General features: G+C 56.5%; 12 protein-coding genes and 6 pseudogenes. 9 read left to right on the forward strand and 9 right to left on the reverse strand.

The features are described from left to right. Positions 1 to 6: 6 nt before the first annotated feature. The 4 genes from AMM33_RS12065 to AMM33_RS12080 form a co-directional block, all read right to left on the reverse strand. Positions 7 to 2154, reverse strand: a complete 2148-nt coding sequence (locus AMM33_RS12065) for a phospholipase D-like domain-containing protein (protein WP_090141580.1) — start codon at positions 2152 to 2154, stop codon at positions 7 to 9. Positions 2155 to 2198: 44 nt separating this feature from the next. After that, positions 2199 to 5147 carry a type VI secretion system Vgr family protein gene (locus AMM33_RS12070; RefSeq protein ID WP_090141581.1) on the reverse strand — a complete coding sequence of 983 codons (2949 nt, stop codon included), beginning with the start codon at positions 5145 to 5147 and terminating at the stop codon, positions 2199 to 2201. Between the two features lie 175 nt (positions 5148 to 5322). Beyond that, a complete protein-coding gene (locus AMM33_RS12075; protein ID WP_090141582.1) occupies positions 5323 to 8295 on the reverse strand; it encodes a DEAD/DEAH box helicase family protein in 2973 nt (990 codons plus the stop codon). Then, positions 8292 to 10466 (reverse strand): site-specific DNA-methyltransferase, encoded by a 2175-nt coding sequence (locus tag AMM33_RS12080; RefSeq protein WP_090141583.1) that lies wholly within the window; start codon positions 10464 to 10466, stop codon positions 8292 to 8294. The genes AMM33_RS12075 and AMM33_RS12080 overlap by 4 nt, the downstream gene beginning before the upstream one ends. Positions 10467 to 10568: 102 nt before the next feature. Here AMM33_RS12080 and AMM33_RS12085 point away from each other — a divergent pair, with 102 nt between their 5' ends. Both AMM33_RS12085 and AMM33_RS12090 read left to right on the forward strand, forming a co-directional pair. Further along, complete coding sequence (locus AMM33_RS12085) at positions 10569 to 10982, forward strand: transcriptional regulator (RefSeq protein WP_090141584.1); 414 nt, start codon at positions 10569 to 10571, stop codon at positions 10980 to 10982. 26 nt (positions 10983 to 11008) lie between these two features. After that, positions 11009 to 11287 (forward strand): annotated as a pseudogene (locus AMM33_RS12090) (3-hydroxyacyl-CoA dehydrogenase); the annotation flags it as partial. A 105-nt stretch (positions 11288 to 11392) separates the two neighbouring features. Here AMM33_RS12090 and AMM33_RS22670 read toward each other — a convergent pair. Next, complete coding sequence (locus AMM33_RS22670) at positions 11393 to 11521, reverse strand: hypothetical protein (protein ID WP_255350692.1); 129 nt, start codon at positions 11519 to 11521, stop codon at positions 11393 to 11395. A 5-nt stretch (positions 11522 to 11526) separates the two neighbouring features. Here AMM33_RS22670 and AMM33_RS22005 point away from each other — a divergent pair. The 7 genes and pseudogenes from AMM33_RS22005 to AMM33_RS22735 all read left to right on the forward strand — a co-directional run. Then, positions 11527 to 11658, forward strand: a pseudogene (locus AMM33_RS22005) (DUF3418 domain-containing protein); the annotation flags it as partial. Between the two features lie 68 nt (positions 11659 to 11726). Then, positions 11727 to 12008 carry a type II toxin-antitoxin system RelE/ParE family toxin gene (locus AMM33_RS12100; protein WP_090141586.1) on the forward strand — a complete coding sequence of 94 codons (282 nt, stop codon included), beginning with the start codon at positions 11727 to 11729 and terminating at the stop codon, positions 12006 to 12008. 12 nt (positions 12009 to 12020) lie between these two features. Further along, positions 12021 to 12329, forward strand: a complete 309-nt coding sequence (locus tag AMM33_RS12105) for a HigA family addiction module antitoxin (protein WP_090141593.1) — start codon at positions 12021 to 12023, stop codon at positions 12327 to 12329. Between the two features lie 33 nt (positions 12330 to 12362). After that, a pseudogene (locus AMM33_RS12110) lies at positions 12363 to 12578 on the forward strand (DUF3418 domain-containing protein); the annotation flags it as partial. Positions 12579 to 12684: 106 nt separating this feature from the next. Continuing rightward, positions 12685 to 12993, forward strand: coding sequence for a type II toxin-antitoxin system RelE/ParE family toxin (locus tag AMM33_RS12115; protein ID WP_228768097.1), 309 nt, complete (start codon positions 12685 to 12687; stop codon positions 12991 to 12993). After that, a complete protein-coding gene (locus AMM33_RS12120; protein ID WP_090141587.1) occupies positions 12983 to 13324 on the forward strand; it encodes a helix-turn-helix domain-containing protein in 342 nt (113 codons plus the stop codon). Before AMM33_RS12115 ends, AMM33_RS12120 begins: the two co-directional genes overlap by 11 nt. Before the next feature lie 8 nt (positions 13325 to 13332). Then, a pseudogene (locus AMM33_RS22735) lies at positions 13333 to 13520 on the forward strand (hypothetical protein); the annotation flags it as partial. On the opposite strand, the gene AMM33_RS12125 reads toward AMM33_RS22735, so the two are convergent. The 4 genes and pseudogenes from AMM33_RS12125 to AMM33_RS12135 all read right to left on the reverse strand — a co-directional run. Further along, complete coding sequence (locus AMM33_RS12125; RefSeq protein ID WP_194945425.1) at positions 13486 to 14646, reverse strand: hypothetical protein; 1161 nt, start codon at positions 14644 to 14646, stop codon at positions 13486 to 13488. The pseudogene AMM33_RS22735 and the gene AMM33_RS12125 sit on opposite strands and share 35 nt — an antisense overlap. Positions 14647 to 14697: 51 nt before the next feature. Beyond that, on the reverse strand, positions 14698 to 15261 hold the full coding sequence (locus AMM33_RS22010) for a hypothetical protein (protein ID WP_194945426.1): 564 nt from the start codon (positions 15259 to 15261) through the stop codon (positions 14698 to 14700). A 96-nt stretch (positions 15262 to 15357) separates the two neighbouring features. Next, positions 15358 to 16851: pseudogene (locus AMM33_RS12130) on the reverse strand (type I restriction-modification enzyme R subunit C-terminal domain-containing protein); the annotation flags it as partial. A gap of 32 nt (positions 16852 to 16883) precedes the next feature. Then, a pseudogene (locus AMM33_RS12135) lies at positions 16884 to 17247 on the reverse strand (transposase); the annotation flags it as partial.

The following is a 17247-nucleotide window of genomic DNA, read 5'->3' on the forward strand; positions in this document are numbered from 1 at the left end:
TCTCTTTCAGCCGTAACGATGAAACGCCACGCGTTTGTCTTCGAATTGGGCGAGGTGGCCTTGGATTTTTGCTGCGTTCTTTTGGAGTATCGCCTCCGCATTTGCTTTGGCGAGCTTTTTCCAATTTTCAAAAATCTCAACCATTTCATCTGACTTGGGCGTTCCCACTCCACCATCAAATTGACCATCTGTCTGCATCCCCCACACCCTTTGCCGCAAGGCCCGGGTGTGCGCAATCGAGTCGGTCGCCACATTGATTTCGCTGTCAGCCGACATGCTGCGCAGGTTCAGGTTGGCGCTGCCCAGCGTCATGAAGCAATCGTCCACCATCAACAGTTTGCTGTGGATGTAGATGTCACGCGCCACGCCCAGCGCCTTGTTGCCGCTTTGGTTGGGGGCCACCATGTTGCAGACCAGCACCTTCAGGCCCAAGCTCTTGCCGTCTTGCATGAGCACGCCTTCCTTGTTGAGGCTGGGTTCTTTGACCTTGTGTGCGTCTTGCGCCACGGTGCCCAGGCCGCCCACAGGCCGGGGCCCCAGCACTTGCCATGCGCTGCGCTTTTTGTCGGGGGGGAGCGCGTTGTAACGTTCATCCCAGACCTGTTGATCGGCATGGGCCTTTTCTTGTGCGTCGTACATCGCTTTTTGCCCTGGCATTGCGTTCGCTTGCCCCAGGCTCTTGAACGTGTCATACGTGCGCGGCACCATGCCATCGTCTTCTGGCTTGGGGATCACAGCCAGCAGGTGCAACAGCCGCGCATCTTTGCTCGCTTTTCCTGCCGCTTGCGTCCACTCCATGAACGCTTGTCGGTTGGCCTTCAGGTGCCTGGCCCACTCTTCGTAGAAAAAATATTGGTTTTCCAGATAGATGTAGTTGCGAGCAAAGCTGGTGGCTTGGAAGTAGGCGTGCTTGATGGATTTGTCAAAAGCCCAGGCTTTTTCTGCATCGGTGTAGCCTTCCTCGGGCTGCGTGCGCAACACCTGCAAACGCAAGGCCTGCGCATCTTTGCCCGTTTTGGCCAGGCGCTTGGGTTGCAGGCTAGCGTTCAGGTCCGCGCTTCGCACTGCTTGATGGCGGGCGTTGCTGGCTGCTGCCAGCTTGGGCAGCAGTTGCGCTCGGTTCCAAGCAGCACAAAAGTTTTTGTTCACATCAACCAATGCAGCCCCTTCTATGCGTAGCGCGTAGTCCTGCAGTGGCTTTCGGCTGATTGGTTGCCCCCGCTTGGCTGCAGCCTTGGCGGCATCGTCGCTCTTGCCTTCGTGGTCTGTTTCACGTGCGGGATCATCAGCTTGGTGCTTTAGGGTGTCCCAATAGTCACTCACGCTGTTTAAACCCATGATGTAACCCACAGCATGACTGCCGTCTTCATGCGCGTAGTCAATCAAAATGGGCTTTTGGTGGTGGGTGGCGTTGTCCTCGATCAGCATTTGCTCTGACACCAAACCGCCATGGGTGCTGGCCGTTGCTTGCGGCTTATCGGCCTCGTCAGCCACGCTGGATTTCACTTTGGCGCTTATGCCATCGCGGCAGCGCACCTCCAGGTTGGGAATCTGTCCGCTGGTAGCCTCACGCCACCACTTGGTGCAATAGTCCTGTCGTTGCTCTTGGACTGAGGATGTTACTTTGGCTGGGCCAGCAAAGCTGGGGTAGCACATCGCACCAGCGGCCATGGTTTGCGTGGTAGACAGCATTTCTTGGCTGGTCCGATTGATGACACCTCCCACCAGAAACTCTGCCGTGTTAACGTAACCGACCAGTGAATTTTGCTTGGCTGAACCTTTGGGGTTGTACCAAACCAGCAAACGCACTTTGACACCCTGCGCCGCTTTGCGCCTGAGCAGTTCACCGTAGGGCTCACCATTGGCCCACGGATAGGCAGTTAGACACTGTTTGCGCACCAAGGCCATGCCGGGATCAAAACCCCAGCACACCAAATCGATGCTTTCGCAAGCCGCTTCAATATCGGCTGCAATGGCTGCAAAACCCTCTTGACCGCCAATGAAGGCTTGCAAAGTGTTGCCAGTGCGAATGGGGTGACTTTGACTTTTTTCCAGCAACCACTGAAAGGAGCAAGTGGCTGTACGCCCTTGCAAGTCGATGTGTACGGTCTGCGGGTTTTGCGTCTTGAGCAGGTCGGGGGCAGGTTTGGCCATAAGTCGTTCTCCATGGATCTTTCGGTGAATTGGGCTGGCTCGGCTCAGTTTTGGGGCGGCGCACTTTGCTGCATCCGCTGGCCCTGATTGCTTGCGGTTTGGGCTGGGTTTTGCAAGCTTTTTGAAACCGGCACATCAAATACGGCACCACTGCTCAAGCGAACTTGGTAACGCTGAGTGCCGTCGGTATGTTTTTTGACCAAGACTCGCCCCCATTCATCGGTCACACCCCGCGCCACCACCGAACCATCGCGCAGCAGTTCATAGGGCTCACCTTCTTGCAAACTACCGCCCAACGCATTGGCTTGCGTTGACAGATTCAGCCACAACTCCTCTGTCAAAGGCATCACCGGCGGCACTTGCAGCTGCACCGGCGCATTGGCCGGCCCATTCATGCCATGGCTTGCCGCATGCGCTGTCCAGCTGCCGCTGGTGCCTTCTTCGATGCCGCTGGCGTTCCAGCGGCGGTAGCTGCCGCCGCCGTTCATTTGCACTTCTTCTTTGGCGTTGATCTCGATGCTGTTGGCCGTGTGGGTGATGTCCAGCTTGGCCAGCAAATGGATGTTTTGGCTGAGTGATTTGATTTCTACATCGGCCCCAACGGCGATGAGTTTCATGCCCGCTTTGTAGGCAAACAGCCGGATCGCCTCTTTGGCGCTGACGAGCAGGCTCTTGCCCGCGCTCACACTGGTGTGCCCGCCGCTGGTGATGGCGTGGTGCTGGCCGCTGTGCTGGTGCGTGCTTTGCGGTGTGGTGCTCTCGATGCCCGCTGGGCTGGACAGGATCAGGTGGGGTTCTTGCAGTTCAGGGAATTTGCCTTCTGTTTTGCCGTCCCCTGCAATGGCTTTGTTTTGCAATTCAATGGCTTTGGCTACGTCGCCTTGGTCGCCTTCTTCCTGCGCTTGGTATTGCAGCGCCAAGTCGCCCAGACTGTCGTGCTGGCTTTGCCCTTGCGCCAGCCGCGCTGTGGTCTCGCTCAGGTCGGTGATGTGGCCATTGGCGTTGGGTCGGCCCTCGGTGCTGATGAGCAGGCCGTCTTTGGCTCTGACTGCGCCGTGTCCGTCGGTGCGCAGCTCAAAGCCTTCGCCACGGTGGTCTTTGCGGCCCGCATTGTCTTCGATGCGCGTGATGTGCCCCAGGCTCAAGCTGCTGTGCTGGTGGTCGCTCTTGATTTGCGCCTGGATCTTTTGTTCGGTGTCGTCCAGCACCAAGTGGTTGGACCTGCCCGCTGCGCTGTTGCCTCCGCCGGGCTTGAGCTCGCGGCTTCTGAAGCCGCTGAGCGCTTGCTGCGCAGGCAGCGCCCAAGGCGGCGTGTTCATCTGGTTGTAGACCCGCCCGGTGCAAATGGGCTGGTCCGGGTCGCCCCCCAGAAAGTCCACGATCACTTCTTGCCCGATGCGCGGCACGTGCATGGCACCCAGTTGGTTACCCGCCCAAGCGGCAGACACCCGCACCCAGCAGCTGCTGTTGTGGTTCTTGGCGCCATAGCGGTCCCACGGAAACTGAACTTTGATGCGCCCTAAAGGATCGGTGTAGATGTCGCTTTGTGCGGTGTCGGCGTCTGGCCCGCAGACCAGGGCCGTCTCGGGGCCGTGGGTGTGGGGTTTGGGCTGAATACCTTCGGGGCGCAGCAGCTCGGTGGTGGGCTGCACTTCAAAGCGCACGTCGATGCGCCATTGGCCAGACAGGCGTTGGGCGTCTGACAGGCCTTGCGGGATGAGTGCTTGGCCGATGTTGTTCTTGTTGCTACTGTTATCCCGCGCCGTGTCTTCGCTGACGTTTTCGATGACGGTGTGGGTGGACAGGGTCAGGTATTCGATGTTGGCCGCGTCTTGCGGGTGTTTGTGCAGGGCAAAGGTGTGGCCCGTGGCGATGCCGCGCACATGACCTGCGCCGCTGGCGCGTTGGCCTGCCTGGCGCAGTGCTTGCATGCGCAGGCGTGCCAGGTGTTGGCCTTGGGGCTCGGTTTGGTTGGCCTGGGCGGTATCAGAGCCTTTGTTTTCTTGTGCGTAGTCGCTGCCCGGCAGGCTGCCGCTGGCGGTGCTGCCGATGCCGCTGTCATTCCCAGGTGCTTGGCCTGTGCGCACTTTGCCCCCGCGCCACAAGTACACCTCTTGGTTGGCCTGGCCAGTGGCGCGGGGCTGGGCTTGGCTTGCGCCCAGGGCCACTTTGGGGCGGGTGTAGTCGTATTCGCGGCTGGCGTATTGGCCTGCTGTGAGCCGCTCGGTGGGGGTGAAGGCGTGGATGTATTCCTCGTCCACCTTGTGGCCAGGGGGGTAGTAGGCAATGCGGTGGTAAGCGCTGTCGCTCTGGTCCTTTTGCAGGGGGCTGAAGGCACCGTTGTGGTCACTCAAGATGAGGCGGTGCACGCCGCCCGAGTGCTCAAAGTGGAAGTTGATGCCCCACTCTTGCATGAGGCGGGTGATGAATTCAAAGTCGGTTTCGTTGTACTGCACGCAGTAGTCGCGGGCCGGATACGTCTCGATCAACCGCACTTCTGTGGCAAAGGCGTAGTCAGAGAGGACGGCGCGGATGACTTCAACCGGGGTTTGGTCTTGGAAGACTTTGCAGTCACTGGTCAGCGTGGCCAGGTGCAGCCAGGGGCGCAGGGTGAGCGCGTACAGTGCGTGCCGGCTGTCCGTGCCCAGGTGGCGGGCGGCGGTGATGAGGCCAGACAGTTCGCGAACGCCTGCGCCTTGGTTGGCTGCGCCCAAGTTGCCCGCCAGACCGGCCACAAAGCTGCCGTGGCCGTCCAGTGCGATGGCGCAAGTGATCTCGCGCCCGACCATGTCGTGCAGGGGGAAGTTGCTGGCGTCGTTGGCGGCAAACTGCAAGGCGTCTGGGCTTTGCAGGATGAGGGTGTACTCAAAGAGGGAGTTGACGGCCTCATGGCCCGAGAGCTTCAGGGGCACCAAGGCGGCAGCACCTGCCACTTGGGGGATGGCCGGGCTGGTGACGGTGAGGACTTTGGGGGATGGGTTGAAATTGGGCATATCGAATCTGCAAACCAGAACGGAATGCAAGATTAGATACCAAAGTAAACACAAAAAAAGGCCAAAATTTCAAAGAATCAAGTCACGGGGATAAAAGTACTGGGAAATGAACCTTTGCAGGAATGGCCGAGAAATTTCAGATCGAGTAAGACAGTACATGTAACAGAACAGCCCCTCAAATCAACCGCTGCTGCAACGAAGCCTCACCAAGTGGCCGCAGCCGTGCAAAGTCCAGCAGTTCCGCCAGCCTTGCCTTCTTTGTTTGCCACTCATACACCGCAGCCTCACCCAGCAGCACGTAATGCCATGGCGGTCCGCCGCGTTGTTCTTCTGTGAGATTGTTGATGCGTTCGCACCAAGCCAGCGCGGCTTTCAGTTTGCGTTGCACGTTGGGGTGGATGGTTTGTTCCTGGCCTTTGGTTTCGACCAGATACACCGCGCCAGCGGTGCGCACCAGAAAGTCGGGTGAATAGAAGGCGGGCAGGCCGTCGTCTTTTACGTAGCGCAAGCGTGCAAAGGTGTGGCGGTTTTCGCTGATCTTGCAAAACGCCAGCACTTGTGTGTCGGCTTGTGCCCAGTGGATGAAGGCGCGTTCCAGCCCGCCGTTGCGGCTGGGCCAGCCTAGTCGGGTGTAGATGCATTTGGACACTTCCAGCGATGCACTTTCGCGCACCATGATTTTGGGCACTTCGCTCAAATGGCGCAGATGCACTTCGGTCTGGCCTGTGGTGTGTTTTTCTTCCGATTCAAGCAAACCGACGGCAAACACTTTGGTGATGTGGTCCACCACGGGCTGCAACAGCAGCAAGCGCCAGTTTTCATCTTCCAGCGGGTTGAAGGTGCCCGCAAACAGTTGCGTCCAGACGTAGTCGTCAATCCAGCCCGTCAGCTCGGCGGTGTTCACTTGCAGATAGGGCTTGGCCAGGTGCGTGGCAATCTTGTTGCCTTTGGGCAGTGGCTCACTCAGCGCCTGGCTGATGCGCCGCGTCAGGCGCGACAGGTAATCGTTGTAGCCGCTCACGTTCATCACCGCGCCGTCCACCCGGTAGTCGCCAAACAGCGTGGCGCTTTGCAGGTCTTGCGAGACAAAGGTGTCGCCCTTGCCCAGCATGCCCTTGAGCTGGTCCGCCGTCATGGCTGTGAAGGCGGGCAGGGCGGTCACGTCGATCTGGTTATGGTCGCGCAGCTCGTCGGCTTCTTGCAGGATGAACGGAATGCCGAAGTCAAAGGCTTCAAAGTCTTCGCGCAACTCAGCGGCGATCACGTCGCCAGTGGCCGATCTGCCGTCACCGTCGTCATCGCCTGTGGTGCCCGCCAGGCCTTCGTTGATCAGCTCGTCATAGAAAGACTGAAACGCCGGGTGCTCCACGATGGACAGCACATCGAGCAAGCTGCCGGGTTCTTTGCTGGCCTCGATCAGTTCGCGGTTTTCGCGTTTGATGTCGTTGTATTCCGCATCGCGCCACATCAGGCGTAAGCCACGCCCAATGGTTTGCTCCAGCAAAATCTGCGCTTGGCTGGAGCGCAGCGGGACGATGACGCAGATGTTATTCACGTCAAAGCCTTCGCGCAGCATCAGCACGCTCACGATCACACGCGGGGTTGCGTGGTGGTCCACGCTGAACAGGCGCTCGCGCACAGGGGCCCAGTCTTTTTCACCCAGCTCGGCCTTTTTGCCCGAGTCGATGGTCATCACCTCGTCTTCGTTCAGGCCTTCCTGGTCGCGCAAGAACTCGGCCACCAGCGGCGACACGGTGGTGTCTTCACAGACCACCAGCATCTTGGGGTGGCGTTGCGGATCAATAGCCGCAAAGTCTTTTTCGAGCTTGCGCAGCTTGGCCAAGCCTGCCCGCAGCATCACGCGCTGGCCTTCGCTCAGGGCGGGGTTACCCGATTCGTCGCGTTCGGCTTTGAACTCCAGCGGCAATGCGCCGATTTCCTTGCGGCGGTCCAGCACCAGCGACTTGACCAGCCCGGCACGCATGGCGCTTTTGAGGTCGAAGTCGGTCACGATGTGCGGAAAGAACACCTTGCGTTTGTTCTTGCCCGAGCCCACGTCGTTGTAAGGCGTGGCCGAAAAGTCCACCTGCACAAAGCGGCGGCCTTTGGTCTGGGCGATGCGGCTTAGGCTTTTTTGCCATTCCACTTCTGTTGTCTCGCCTTCACGTTTGAACTCGTGGATGTGGTGCGCTTCGTCGTTGAAGACCATCAGCTCGGGCAGCTGGGCCAAAAACTCCAGCACATTGCCGCGTGCATAGCGGCGGTCCAATACATCCAAGCTGTTGCCTGTGGCACGTCCTGGCGTCAGCGGCAGCACTTGGGCCACCACGTCTTGCGGGGCCATGGGCGCGCCAAGCGTTTCGACTTCTTCGATGTCTTCCGTCACATCGCCACCTTCGGCCAGCAGGTGCCAATTGGTGATGGCGATCATGCCGTTGCCAGTGGCTTTGAGGCCGATCTCGTTTTTGCTGCACACATTGCCGCGCACAAAGGCAAACACCGATTCGCGGTGCGCCTCGGGGATGAACAGGTCGGCAAACTTGGCCATGTCCGAACTGGCGAAGTCACGCGAGCCATTGCCCCCTGGAATGAGCTTGCCGCAAAACGCATCGAGCAAGCGCTCATAAACAATCAGGCCCGGCGCCACCACCATGAACTGACGGGTAAAACGTGGGTCGTCAATCCCTTCGGCCAGTGCAGCGGTTTTGTTGAGCAGCTGCCAGATCATCAGCGCTTGCAACACCCAGGTCTTGCCCGTGCCCGTGGCCATCTTCAGGCAGTACTTGGGGTGGCCGTGTTTGTCGGCAGACACTTCGGCAAGGCGCGTGCCCGTCAGCAGCGCATCGGGGGCAGCGGCGCGGTACAAGTCCAACAGCGTCCAGCGCTCAAGGTCAGCGCCCAGCACCTCGTGCGCCACGATGGCGTTCAAGATGGCCTGCTTTTGTCCGGCGTGAAAGTTCAGGCCGCCTCGGGCCATCACCATGTCTTCGCCAAACCACCAGGCCAGCAAGTCGGCCGTGGTGGTGGTGACCAGTTCCAGAATTTCTGCTGCACCCGATTCCAGTCCCAGGCATAGCTGATTGGTTTTGGCGGTCAGGCCTGCGGCCAGGGCCAATTGGTCATCGGCTTTGTGGGTCGTGCTGCTCATGCGGCCTCCACAGTGGTCACCACTTCGGCTTCAAAACCAAACACATCGACCACGCGCACGCACACCTTGCGAGCCCCGGCTTTTGCAGGAACGCTCACCTGCGCCTGAGTGACCACGCGCAACACATCGGCATCGTTGGCGGTGTTGCCCCGGTAGTCTTGCCAGACCGAGCGGAACACCTTGCCGTCGTAGTCTGGGTCCACCGCCCAATACTCGATCAGGGCCAGCGGCTCCTTGTTGGCCACTTGCTGCAAGGCTTGGCGGTTGGCGTCGTCCAGATTGATGGCTTCGGGCGAGAGCAGCACATAGTTTTTGAGCTTGACGGTGAGTGTTTCGGTCGGGGTTTCATCGCCTGCACTGGATGACACCATGCGTGTGATCGGCTCAATGGTTAGGTATTGCAATGACGAGAAACGTACTTGGCCGCGCAGCTTGTCGATGCCGCCTTTCTTCTTGAGCCGGTCCATCAGGTCCGGTGGGATGACCAGCACTTCGAGGCGGCTGTCGTTGAGCGCGGTGATGGTTTCGCCAATTGATGGCTCAAAGTTCCAGCCCAGCACCACCACACGGTCCCAACCGCCCATGAGGTTGTCGCGCTGTGCGATGGCCTTTTTGAGTGTGGCCATGCCGGTGAGCTTGTTTGGCGAGTCGGCCAGCACCAGGGTTTTACTGCCCCGGCCAGCGCCGAGTGCCATGCCTGCGATTTGCCCAAGGTTGCGCTGCGGGTTCACATCGGGTGGCAGGGGCAGGGCACCGTAGAGCGACAACACAATTTGTGACAAATCACCGATGCGGAAATCGCGGCCTAAAGTGGCTTTGGCTGCTTCGACTTGGTAGTCGCCAATGGCCTGGTAAAGGAAGGGCTTGGCCTCTTGGTCGATCAGGCGTTTGCGCATGATCATGCAGGCGGGTTTGCCGAGATCGGTGGTGATCCAGCGGCGGCCTAGTTTTTCTGCCGCAGCTGCAGTGGTGCCAGATCCTCCATTGAAATCAGCGACGATTCCGTTATCAGGACACGAAGATCGGATGATTCTTTCAAGAAGTTTCTCAGGCTTTTGGGTTCCATAGTTGAGACTTTGTCCTGAACCGCCCGCAACGTACGAGATATCTGTCCAAATGTCGCTAAGTGGTACCCCGGGAAGCTCGTCTAAAAAAACGATCTTGCAACGTTTGATTGGGAGTCCATTACGCCCCAGTTTGATTCGTCCATGACTGCCGGGCACCGCCGTTTGAGGTGCGTTCCAAAGCACCTCCATTTTTTCAGCGTTGGTCCTCCATCTTGCGGATGTTCCGTGGAAGTCGAACAATTCCATCCTTCCTTGTGGATCGAGCATGTTTTCCGATTTCCAAAACCTTCCGTCTGGTAGTTCATTCCATTCAGCGTCTATGTATTCTTTTGAATATGGAAGGTATTGTTTTTCGAATGGATAGTTGCTGCTCTTTGTGAAAAAGAAAATTGAGTCTTTTGTCCGACCAAATTTTCCGGTTGTGTCATTGTGTGATGCTGTCCTTTGCCATGTAATTTCATTTTGAAAATGTTCTTTGCCAAACACCTCATCCAAGACCAGCTTCACGTAATGCCCCACATGCCAGTCCAGATGCACGTAGATGGACCCGGTATCGGCCATCAGTTCACGCATCAGGATCAGGCGTGGCGTGATCATTGCGAGGTATGAGGCAGTGCCGTCGCTCCAGGTGTCTGAATAGGCGAACTGCTCGATGACCGTGGGCTTTTGTTCGATCTCCACACCTGGCAGCGTGACCTTGGTGCGGTAGTCGGCCTTGGAGTCAAAAGGCGGGTCGATGTAGATCAGGTCCACCTTGCCGCGCAGGCTGGGCGTGTTCTCGTCCCCCGCAAGCAAGGCGGCCATGGCCAGCAGGTTGTCGCCATAAATCAGCCGATTGGCCCAAGGTGCTTCGGGAGCGGCGCCCAACGTGGCTTGCGGGTCATCGATCAGGCTGGCTTGCCCTGGTGCAAACACCTCGCGCTGGCTGGCCCTGTTTTGCTGGGTGACCCAGTCTTTCGCAGCGGTGTCCCGGGCTGGCAGCACCACTTCACGGGTTTGCAGCCCCACACGGTGGCGGCTTTCGATGCCTTCCAGGATTTTTTCAGCTTGCTTGCGGCCATTGGCCACGATGTCGGGGAGTTGTTCGAGGAGGGACTTGGGCATGCAATGGACTCAATAAGCTATTGATTCAGTTTTCAACTGATTGTTGTAATGATACTCAACAGCTATTTGAGAAAATCATCAAGCGGTTTGTAGTTTGCTTGGATGAATGAAAAAATTGAATTCACTGAGCGTTTGCGTGCCGCAATGATTCAGGCGGGCTACGTTGCCAGTCCTTCGGTTTTGGAGCATGAGTTCAATTTGCGCTGGCCAGGCAAGTCAATCAGCAATCAGGCGGCGTGGGGTTGGCTGAACAACCGTTCAATCCCGATGCAGGACAAAATGAAAGTTTTGGCAGAGTGGCTGAAGGTGGAGCCCGACGTCCTGCGTTTTGGCGATGCCGTACGTTTGTCGGTGCAGCAGCAAAAAAAACGCTGGGACGAGGGTGTTGGTTACGTGGAGCGCGAAACCTTCGACACCTTTTTGCAGCTCCCCGCCACTCAGCGCAAGATCATCCGCGAGGTGATCCTGACGTTTGCCAAGGCCAATGGGGTGCAAGATACCCCCGCAAAGAAGTAACGTTTGCTTTGGCTTGATCGCCCATCAGCCAGCAGGACATCAAAGACCGCCTGCTGTACCGCCAAGCCGTGGAAACTGCCCGCTGCCTGCAAGAAGGCGTGCTGACCTCGGTGCACGACGGCAACATCGGCTCGATCTTCGGCATCGGCTTTCCGGCTTGGACGGGCGGCGCGCTGCAGTTCATCTATGGTCATGGCGTGGATGCGTTTGCCAAGCGGTGTGCTGAATTGGCGGCGATGTATGGCGTGGGGTTTGTGCTGACAGCGGAAGTGATTGCGAGCTTGAAGCAGCATCAGCCGGTGTATGGAAGGCTGGATGCCAGTCAAAGCATGGATGCGGCTATATTGAATCCAGCTGGTCGGCTTTGGCCTTGTTGAGCAGTCTGGCCCGGACCGATGCAGGCTTGTTGATCATGCGGTCAGCCCTTCGAGGTAAGGCCGCATCACGTTTTGCACGCGGCAAATTTGCCCGTAGTGCCAAAGCCCATCCATCGTGACCCGCTTGGCGTGCCATGCTTCTTTCAGCGCTTCCAGCGCCACGTCCGGACGCCTGCATGTTGGAGTTCCGCAGGCTACTGGAAGAACTGCGTGTGAGCTTCTTCGCGCAAGAACGGCGCACCCCGCAGCCGGTCAGCATCAGGCGGCTGGAGAAGGCTTGGGGGCAATTGAATCATTGAGGCGTCAGTCTTTGTCTTGATGTTCGAGGCGCAGTGCTGTTTATAAACAAATTGTTTATAATAGCCACATGATCGAAAGTTTTGCCAGCGACGAAACCGAACGCTTGTTTGCGACAGGCAAATCGCGCCGTCTGCCCCCTGAGATCCTCAAGCGGGCGGTGATGCGTCTGACGCAGCTTCACGCGGCGGTCGAAGTCGATGACTTACGCATGCCGCCTTCCAACCGTTTGGAGGCTTTGACGGGTGATCTTGCAGGCAAATGGAGCGTTCGTGTCAATGACCGTTGGCGTTTGTGCTTTCGGTTTGAACATGGGCATGCGTATGACGTTGAAATTGTGGATTACCACTGAGGAGTGATGAAGATGACTGCAAAAAATCCTGTGGATGGTCTGCCTGCCATCCACCCCGGTGAGTTCTTGCGCGAAGCACTGGAAGACTTGGCCATGACCCAAGCTGCATTCGCCGACGCCATTGGGGTGTCTGCCATGCGTGTGTCGCATGTACTCAAAGGTGATCGCCCGCTCACGGCCGAGTTGGCTCTGCGCCTTGGTCGTGCACTCGGTCAAACGCCTCAATACTGGCTCAACCTGCAATCTGCGTATGACCTGAAAGTAGCGCAAATTCAAATGAAAGACAGTTTGAAAGATGTGCGCTTATTGGCGAGTGCATGAGCGATACCTTGATCTGGTAGATGCACCATCTCCGCCCGAGACGCCCAGCGCCTGACCGAGCTGAAACCGAAAGAGCAACGCTACTGGCGCCTGGTGGCCGAACGCCAAGGCGCGCAAGACGCCCGCATGCTGGAGTTCCGCTGGCTACTGGAAGATTTTCGCGTGAGCTTCTTCGCACAAGAGCTTCGCAGCCCGCAGCCCGTTAGCATCAAGCGGCTGGAGAAGGCTTGGGGGCAGTTGAATCATTGAGGGGGGTATCTATGTCACTGAGTGGCATAATTTGAATCATGCGCCGCATCTTCAAAACCCGCCAATTTGCCAAGTGGATGCGTAAACCGATCTGACGGATGACGCTTTGTGCTTGGCCGTGAGCGAGATGGTCAGTGGCTTGGTGGCTGCCAATCTGGGTGGCGATGTGCTCAAAAAGCGTGTGGCGTTGCCCGGTCGCGGCAAGCGCGGCGGAGCCTGCACATTGGTGGCGACGTGCAGGACCAGCCGTTGGTTTTTTGTGTTCGGGTTTGACAAGAACGAAAAGGCCAGTGTGTCCCGCACAGAGCTGGAAGCTTTGCAGTGGCTGGCCATACAACTGCTGGACTTATCCGTGGCGCAGCTTGAAGTCGCGGCGCAAGATGGTTCGTTACAGGAGATTTGTCATGAGCACTAAAGCGAAATCCAAAACCAGACCCCAAACCGCCAGCCGCGTGTTGGAAACGGTTTACGAAACAGCGGCGGATCTGGAGCGTTTGGGATTCATCGACAAGCGCAAGATGCAAAAGATCGACGCGCTGTGCATGGAGCCGATTGCGCCGTATGACAGCGCCCAAATCCGCGCCCTGCGCGAGCAGCACAATTTGAGTCAGACGGTGATGGCATCGGTGCTCAACACCAGCGCGTCCACGGTGCGTAAATGGGAGATCGGAGAGAAGCACCCCAGCGGCCCGTCGCTCAAGCTGCTGAACTTGCTGGACCGCAAGGGGCTGGATGCGTTGTTGTGATGCGCTGAAAAAAAAGCCCTGACCCTGCCCGCGATGCCCAGAGCCTGGCCGAGCTGAAACCGCACGAGCAACGCTACTGGTGGCCGAACGCAAAGGTGCGCAAGACGCCCGCATCCTGGAGTTTTTCTCGCTACCGGAAGAATTGCGTGCACCGCAGCCTGTCAGCAACAAGTGGCTGGAGAAGGCTTGGGGGTAGTTGAATCATTGAGTGAATGGGGGCGTTGGACTTGCACATCCGAGATCCACAAATAACCAAGTTTTCCTGCATGGACGTTCAGGTTGATCTGACTACCCATGCGTGTCATCGCATAACTGTCGGCGCTGACAGTCACTTCAGTTTGAGGTGTCCTGTCAGTTGCTTTGATCGTTAAGTAATATGTTGGCTTGTTGGTTTTTCGACGGTGCTTTTGAATGCGTTGACCAATGACCTCAGAGGTAACAGCTTTGCCCGCTTTGGCACCCAAGTCGAAATTGATATCTTTTAATGCGTAGTAACTGGTGCTGAACATGCCCAAGCTACCCGCCAAAAATACCTCAATCAATGTCATGTGAGCGCGAGAGGTTCGACTCAACATGATGGCCGCAGCGGCAACCAATACGCCAATGCTGATCGCGGTTATACCCAAAGCATGTTGGACAATCTGTGACCCCGGAAGTAGCTGTGCATTCGGGGTATCCAGCCATCGAAAAACCTGGATCACACCATTGGTCAACAGGCCGTAAGCGATGGTAGAAAAGACGGCAGCAATCCAATAGTAAGGATCGAGCCATGGCTTGGTGATTTTATTTTCGGCTTGCAGAAACTCTTTGGCGATTGCGTGTAATGCGGGTACGCACAGTGCGGCTAGGCCTGGTGCGCCTTTATCTGCAGCCAGTTCACCTTTGAGCTTGTATTCTGCCCACAAGCATCCACTGCGTCCGTATAACCTGCGAAAGTGTGCGCCATGCATATTGCTGGACATGATCTTTAAGACGTTGTCTGCAATATGCTGGCTGCTTGAAACCAGATTTTGGACAGTGGCGTTGTCTGAAATGAAGTAGACCTGCTGATCAAATTCACTGTGCCCGGTTTGATGCTCTTTGGTCAGGCGCAGCACTTTAAAGGCGCGATCAAGCCAGTTTTCACGACGAAAAGCACAATTGACTTTGGGGTTGAAGTCAATGCCGATCCAAAGCTTGTCGCTATATTTTTCACGGCGAAATTTGTATTGGTAAGGTAATCCATCGTGTTTTTCGGAGTCACCTTTCCATCGTGTTCTCTCTGCATACCAGCGCCAACCCAAAGAAGCAGCAAGCGTAACAAAACTAAGACCAAACCACATAAAATATTTTTGAGTAACGTTAAATTAATTGTTTAAATTTTTACCCGAATTTTAATTTGGTTCATCGTGCGCTGCATAAATTATCTCCATCGTGTGATTTGCTTTTGTCCAAGCATAAAATCCTGCAATTAAATATACGATGTGTATTAAAAATTGATCTATTGAAATTAATTTTCCTAAAACAACGGAGATTAGGCCAAAAAAACCGCTTACCATCATAAGTGCAGCCCAAATTTTAATCAGTGGCTTACTCATTACGTGAGCGTTATAAAGGCAATAGAGAATTACGCTTTGAAAAACAATCGGAATTAATGCAAGACCCAGTCCAAAAACAATTAAAACATATAAATTCCATGCCAAAAGCATTGTCATTGTTAAGCACAATATTAATATAAATTTGCTGCTTTGAAACTTCGTAGCTACTGCTTTTCTTTTGATTGAGTGATCAGTGTTATGATTTATTTTAGAGCTTGTTGATGGGAATTGATAGCCTCCTTTGTCAATCATTTTTTGAATTTCATGAATTTCATCTTGGTCGTTTTTTGGATCAAGTTCAGCTAATCGTTTTTTGAGCTCATGAGTGTGATAAAGACTGTAGTTAGGTGTGTTTTTCATGGTGTCATGAGTAAGAGAATTAAAATTTTGGCAGCCAAAAATTTAGAAATTCTTTGCGTACAGTTATGGGTTTTGTTCGCGTTTAAAAACTAAAAATTAAACCGAGTACAAATACGTCTGCATCCCCACAAACGCCTGCCTCACCTGCACTGCATCCCCCAACTCCGCCATCGCGTCATTCAGCGCGTTGTAGCGCAGCTTGAGCAGCGGGGTGAGTTTGTCGGCGTCGAGTTGGTCTACGCCTTGGGTCACGTACTGGTCCAGTACAAAGGCTAAAAACGCTTGTTGCTTTTGTCCATACGTCTCCGCGTTGTGGGCCTTAGCGCGGTCCGCACGGGTGGCGCGTGTCTCTGTTGGCAGGGCAAAGGCCACGTAGGCCAGCACGTCGAAGAGATCGCTTTTTTCGGCTTCGATGATGCGTTGCATCTCGCGCAGCGGGTCGCGGCCAAAGCCTTTGTCGGCCAGGCCGCCGAGCAGCGCCTTGCGCGTGGTGGGGTCGGCCCACAGGGTTCGCAGTTCGTCTTCGTTTTTGAAGAAGTCGGGCAGGGCGCCGAACAGACTTTCCAAAAACTGCGCGGGTGACAGTGGCTTGCCGTCTGGCCCCCAGTAGCTGGTGGAGGTGATGTGCTGAATGGTGCGGGTTTTGCCATCGGCCAGTTTGACCACCAGCTTGGCCGGACGGTCTTCGCCCGGCATGCTCGCCTTGGGCGGCTCGGTCGGGTCTTGAGGTTGCCAGCTGGGTGGCAGGGGTTTGGCGGTGGGTGCTTCGGGCTCGACCGGCTCGCCGTCCCAATCGGCATCGTTGAACTTGTGGTGCGCCTTCACAAAGTCATGGATCGTGAAGTAGTCCTTGCCGTCATACAGGCGGGTGCCGCGCCCGATGATTTGCTTGAACTCGATCATCGAATTCACGGGCCGCATCAGCACGATGTTGCGCACGTTGCGGGCGTCCACGCCTGTCGAGAGTTTTTGCGACGTGGTCAGGATGGTGGGCAGCGATTTTTCGTTGTCCTGAAACTGGCTCAGGTGCTGCTCGCCCAGCTTGCCGTCGTTGGCCGTCACGCGCACGCAGTAGTCGGGCGCGGGGCTGATTTTCATCTGGTTGATCAGGTCGCGCACCAGCAGGGCGTGCTGCTGGGTGGCGCAAAACACAATCGTCTTTTCGCGCTGGTCGATGCTTTCCATGAACAGCTTGACGCGGTAGGCCTCGCGCTCTTTGATCTCGATGCTGCGGTTGAAGTCTTTTTCTTCGTAGCGCTTGCCTTGCTGCACTTCGCCGTCCAGCACCATGTCGTCGGCGGTGTAGACGTAATCGTCCAGCGTGGTCACGATTTGCTTGACGCGAAACGGCGTCAAAAAGCCATCGTTGATGCCATCCTTGAGCGAGTAGGTGTAAACCGGGTCACCAAAATAGCCATAGGTGTCGGCGTTGATCGTGCGCTTGGGTGTGGCCGTCAGGCCCAGCTGCACGGCAGGGCTGAAGTATTCAAGGATGGCCCGCCAGCTGCCTTCGTCGTTGGCGCCGCCCCGGTGGCACTCGTCGATGATGATGAAGTCAAAAAAGTCTGGCGGGTATTCGCCAAAGTAGGGGGTCTCGCCAGCAATCCACCGAACATAAGCCTCTACGCCTTGTAAGCCAAATGCGGATGCGGCTTTGTTTTGCTCGCAGGTCGTGGCCGAGATCGGCCTTCAACCCTTCGCACCAGATTGCCCTTGAGCAGTTCGATGCTCTGGGCGATGCACGTCGCAAGGGCGCTAGGCAGCAACAGCAAACGGGGCAGCATGCGTTGCATCAGGCTGGCCGCGTAGCTGCGGTTGCAGATTCGATCAGTGCGCTCTTGCATGCCACGGGCACAGTAACTGAGCAAAGCGCCCAGGTTGTCGGCCAACACTTTGGCGGCGATATCAATGACACGGGCTTGCTGTCGCAGGCCGCTGTCGCTTTCGATTTTCAGGCGGTGCTTAAGGCGTTTGAAGGCTTCTTCG

It is taken from the genome of Limnohabitans sp. DM1 (genome assembly GCF_001269385.1).
Lineage (GTDB): Bacteria > Pseudomonadota > Gammaproteobacteria > Burkholderiales > Burkholderiaceae_C > Limnohabitans_A.

Excerpts from the sequence above, each read along its gene's own strand:
- AMM33_RS12065 (WP_090141580.1), bottom strand. The coding sequence starts at position 2,154 with ATGGCCAAACCTGCCCCCGACCTGCTCAAGACGCAAAACCCGCAGACC.
- AMM33_RS12070 (WP_090141581.1), bottom strand. The coding sequence starts at position 5,147 with ATGCCCAATTTCAACCCATCCCCCAAAGTCCTCACCGTCACCAGCCCG.
- AMM33_RS12075 (WP_090141582.1), bottom strand. The coding sequence starts at position 8,295 with ATGAGCAGCACGACCCACAAAGCCGATGACCAATTGGCCCTGGCCGCA.
- AMM33_RS12080 (WP_090141583.1), bottom strand. The coding sequence starts at position 10,466 with ATGCCCAAGTCCCTCCTCGAACAACTCCCCGACATCGTGGCCAATGGC.
- AMM33_RS12085 (WP_090141584.1), top strand. The coding sequence starts at position 10,569 with ATGAATGAAAAAATTGAATTCACTGAGCGTTTGCGTGCCGCAATGATT.
- AMM33_RS12100 (WP_090141586.1), top strand. The coding sequence starts at position 11,727 with ATGATCGAAAGTTTTGCCAGCGACGAAACCGAACGCTTGTTTGCGACA.
- AMM33_RS12105 (WP_090141593.1), top strand. The coding sequence starts at position 12,021 with ATGACTGCAAAAAATCCTGTGGATGGTCTGCCTGCCATCCACCCCGGT.
- AMM33_RS12120 (WP_090141587.1), top strand. The coding sequence starts at position 12,983 with ATGAGCACTAAAGCGAAATCCAAAACCAGACCCCAAACCGCCAGCCGC.
- AMM33_RS12125 (WP_194945425.1), bottom strand. The coding sequence starts at position 14,646 with ATGTGGTTTGGTCTTAGTTTTGTTACGCTTGCTGCTTCTTTGGGTTGG.
- AMM33_RS22010 (WP_194945426.1), bottom strand. The coding sequence starts at position 15,261 with ATGAAAAACACACCTAACTACAGTCTTTATCACACTCATGAGCTCAAA.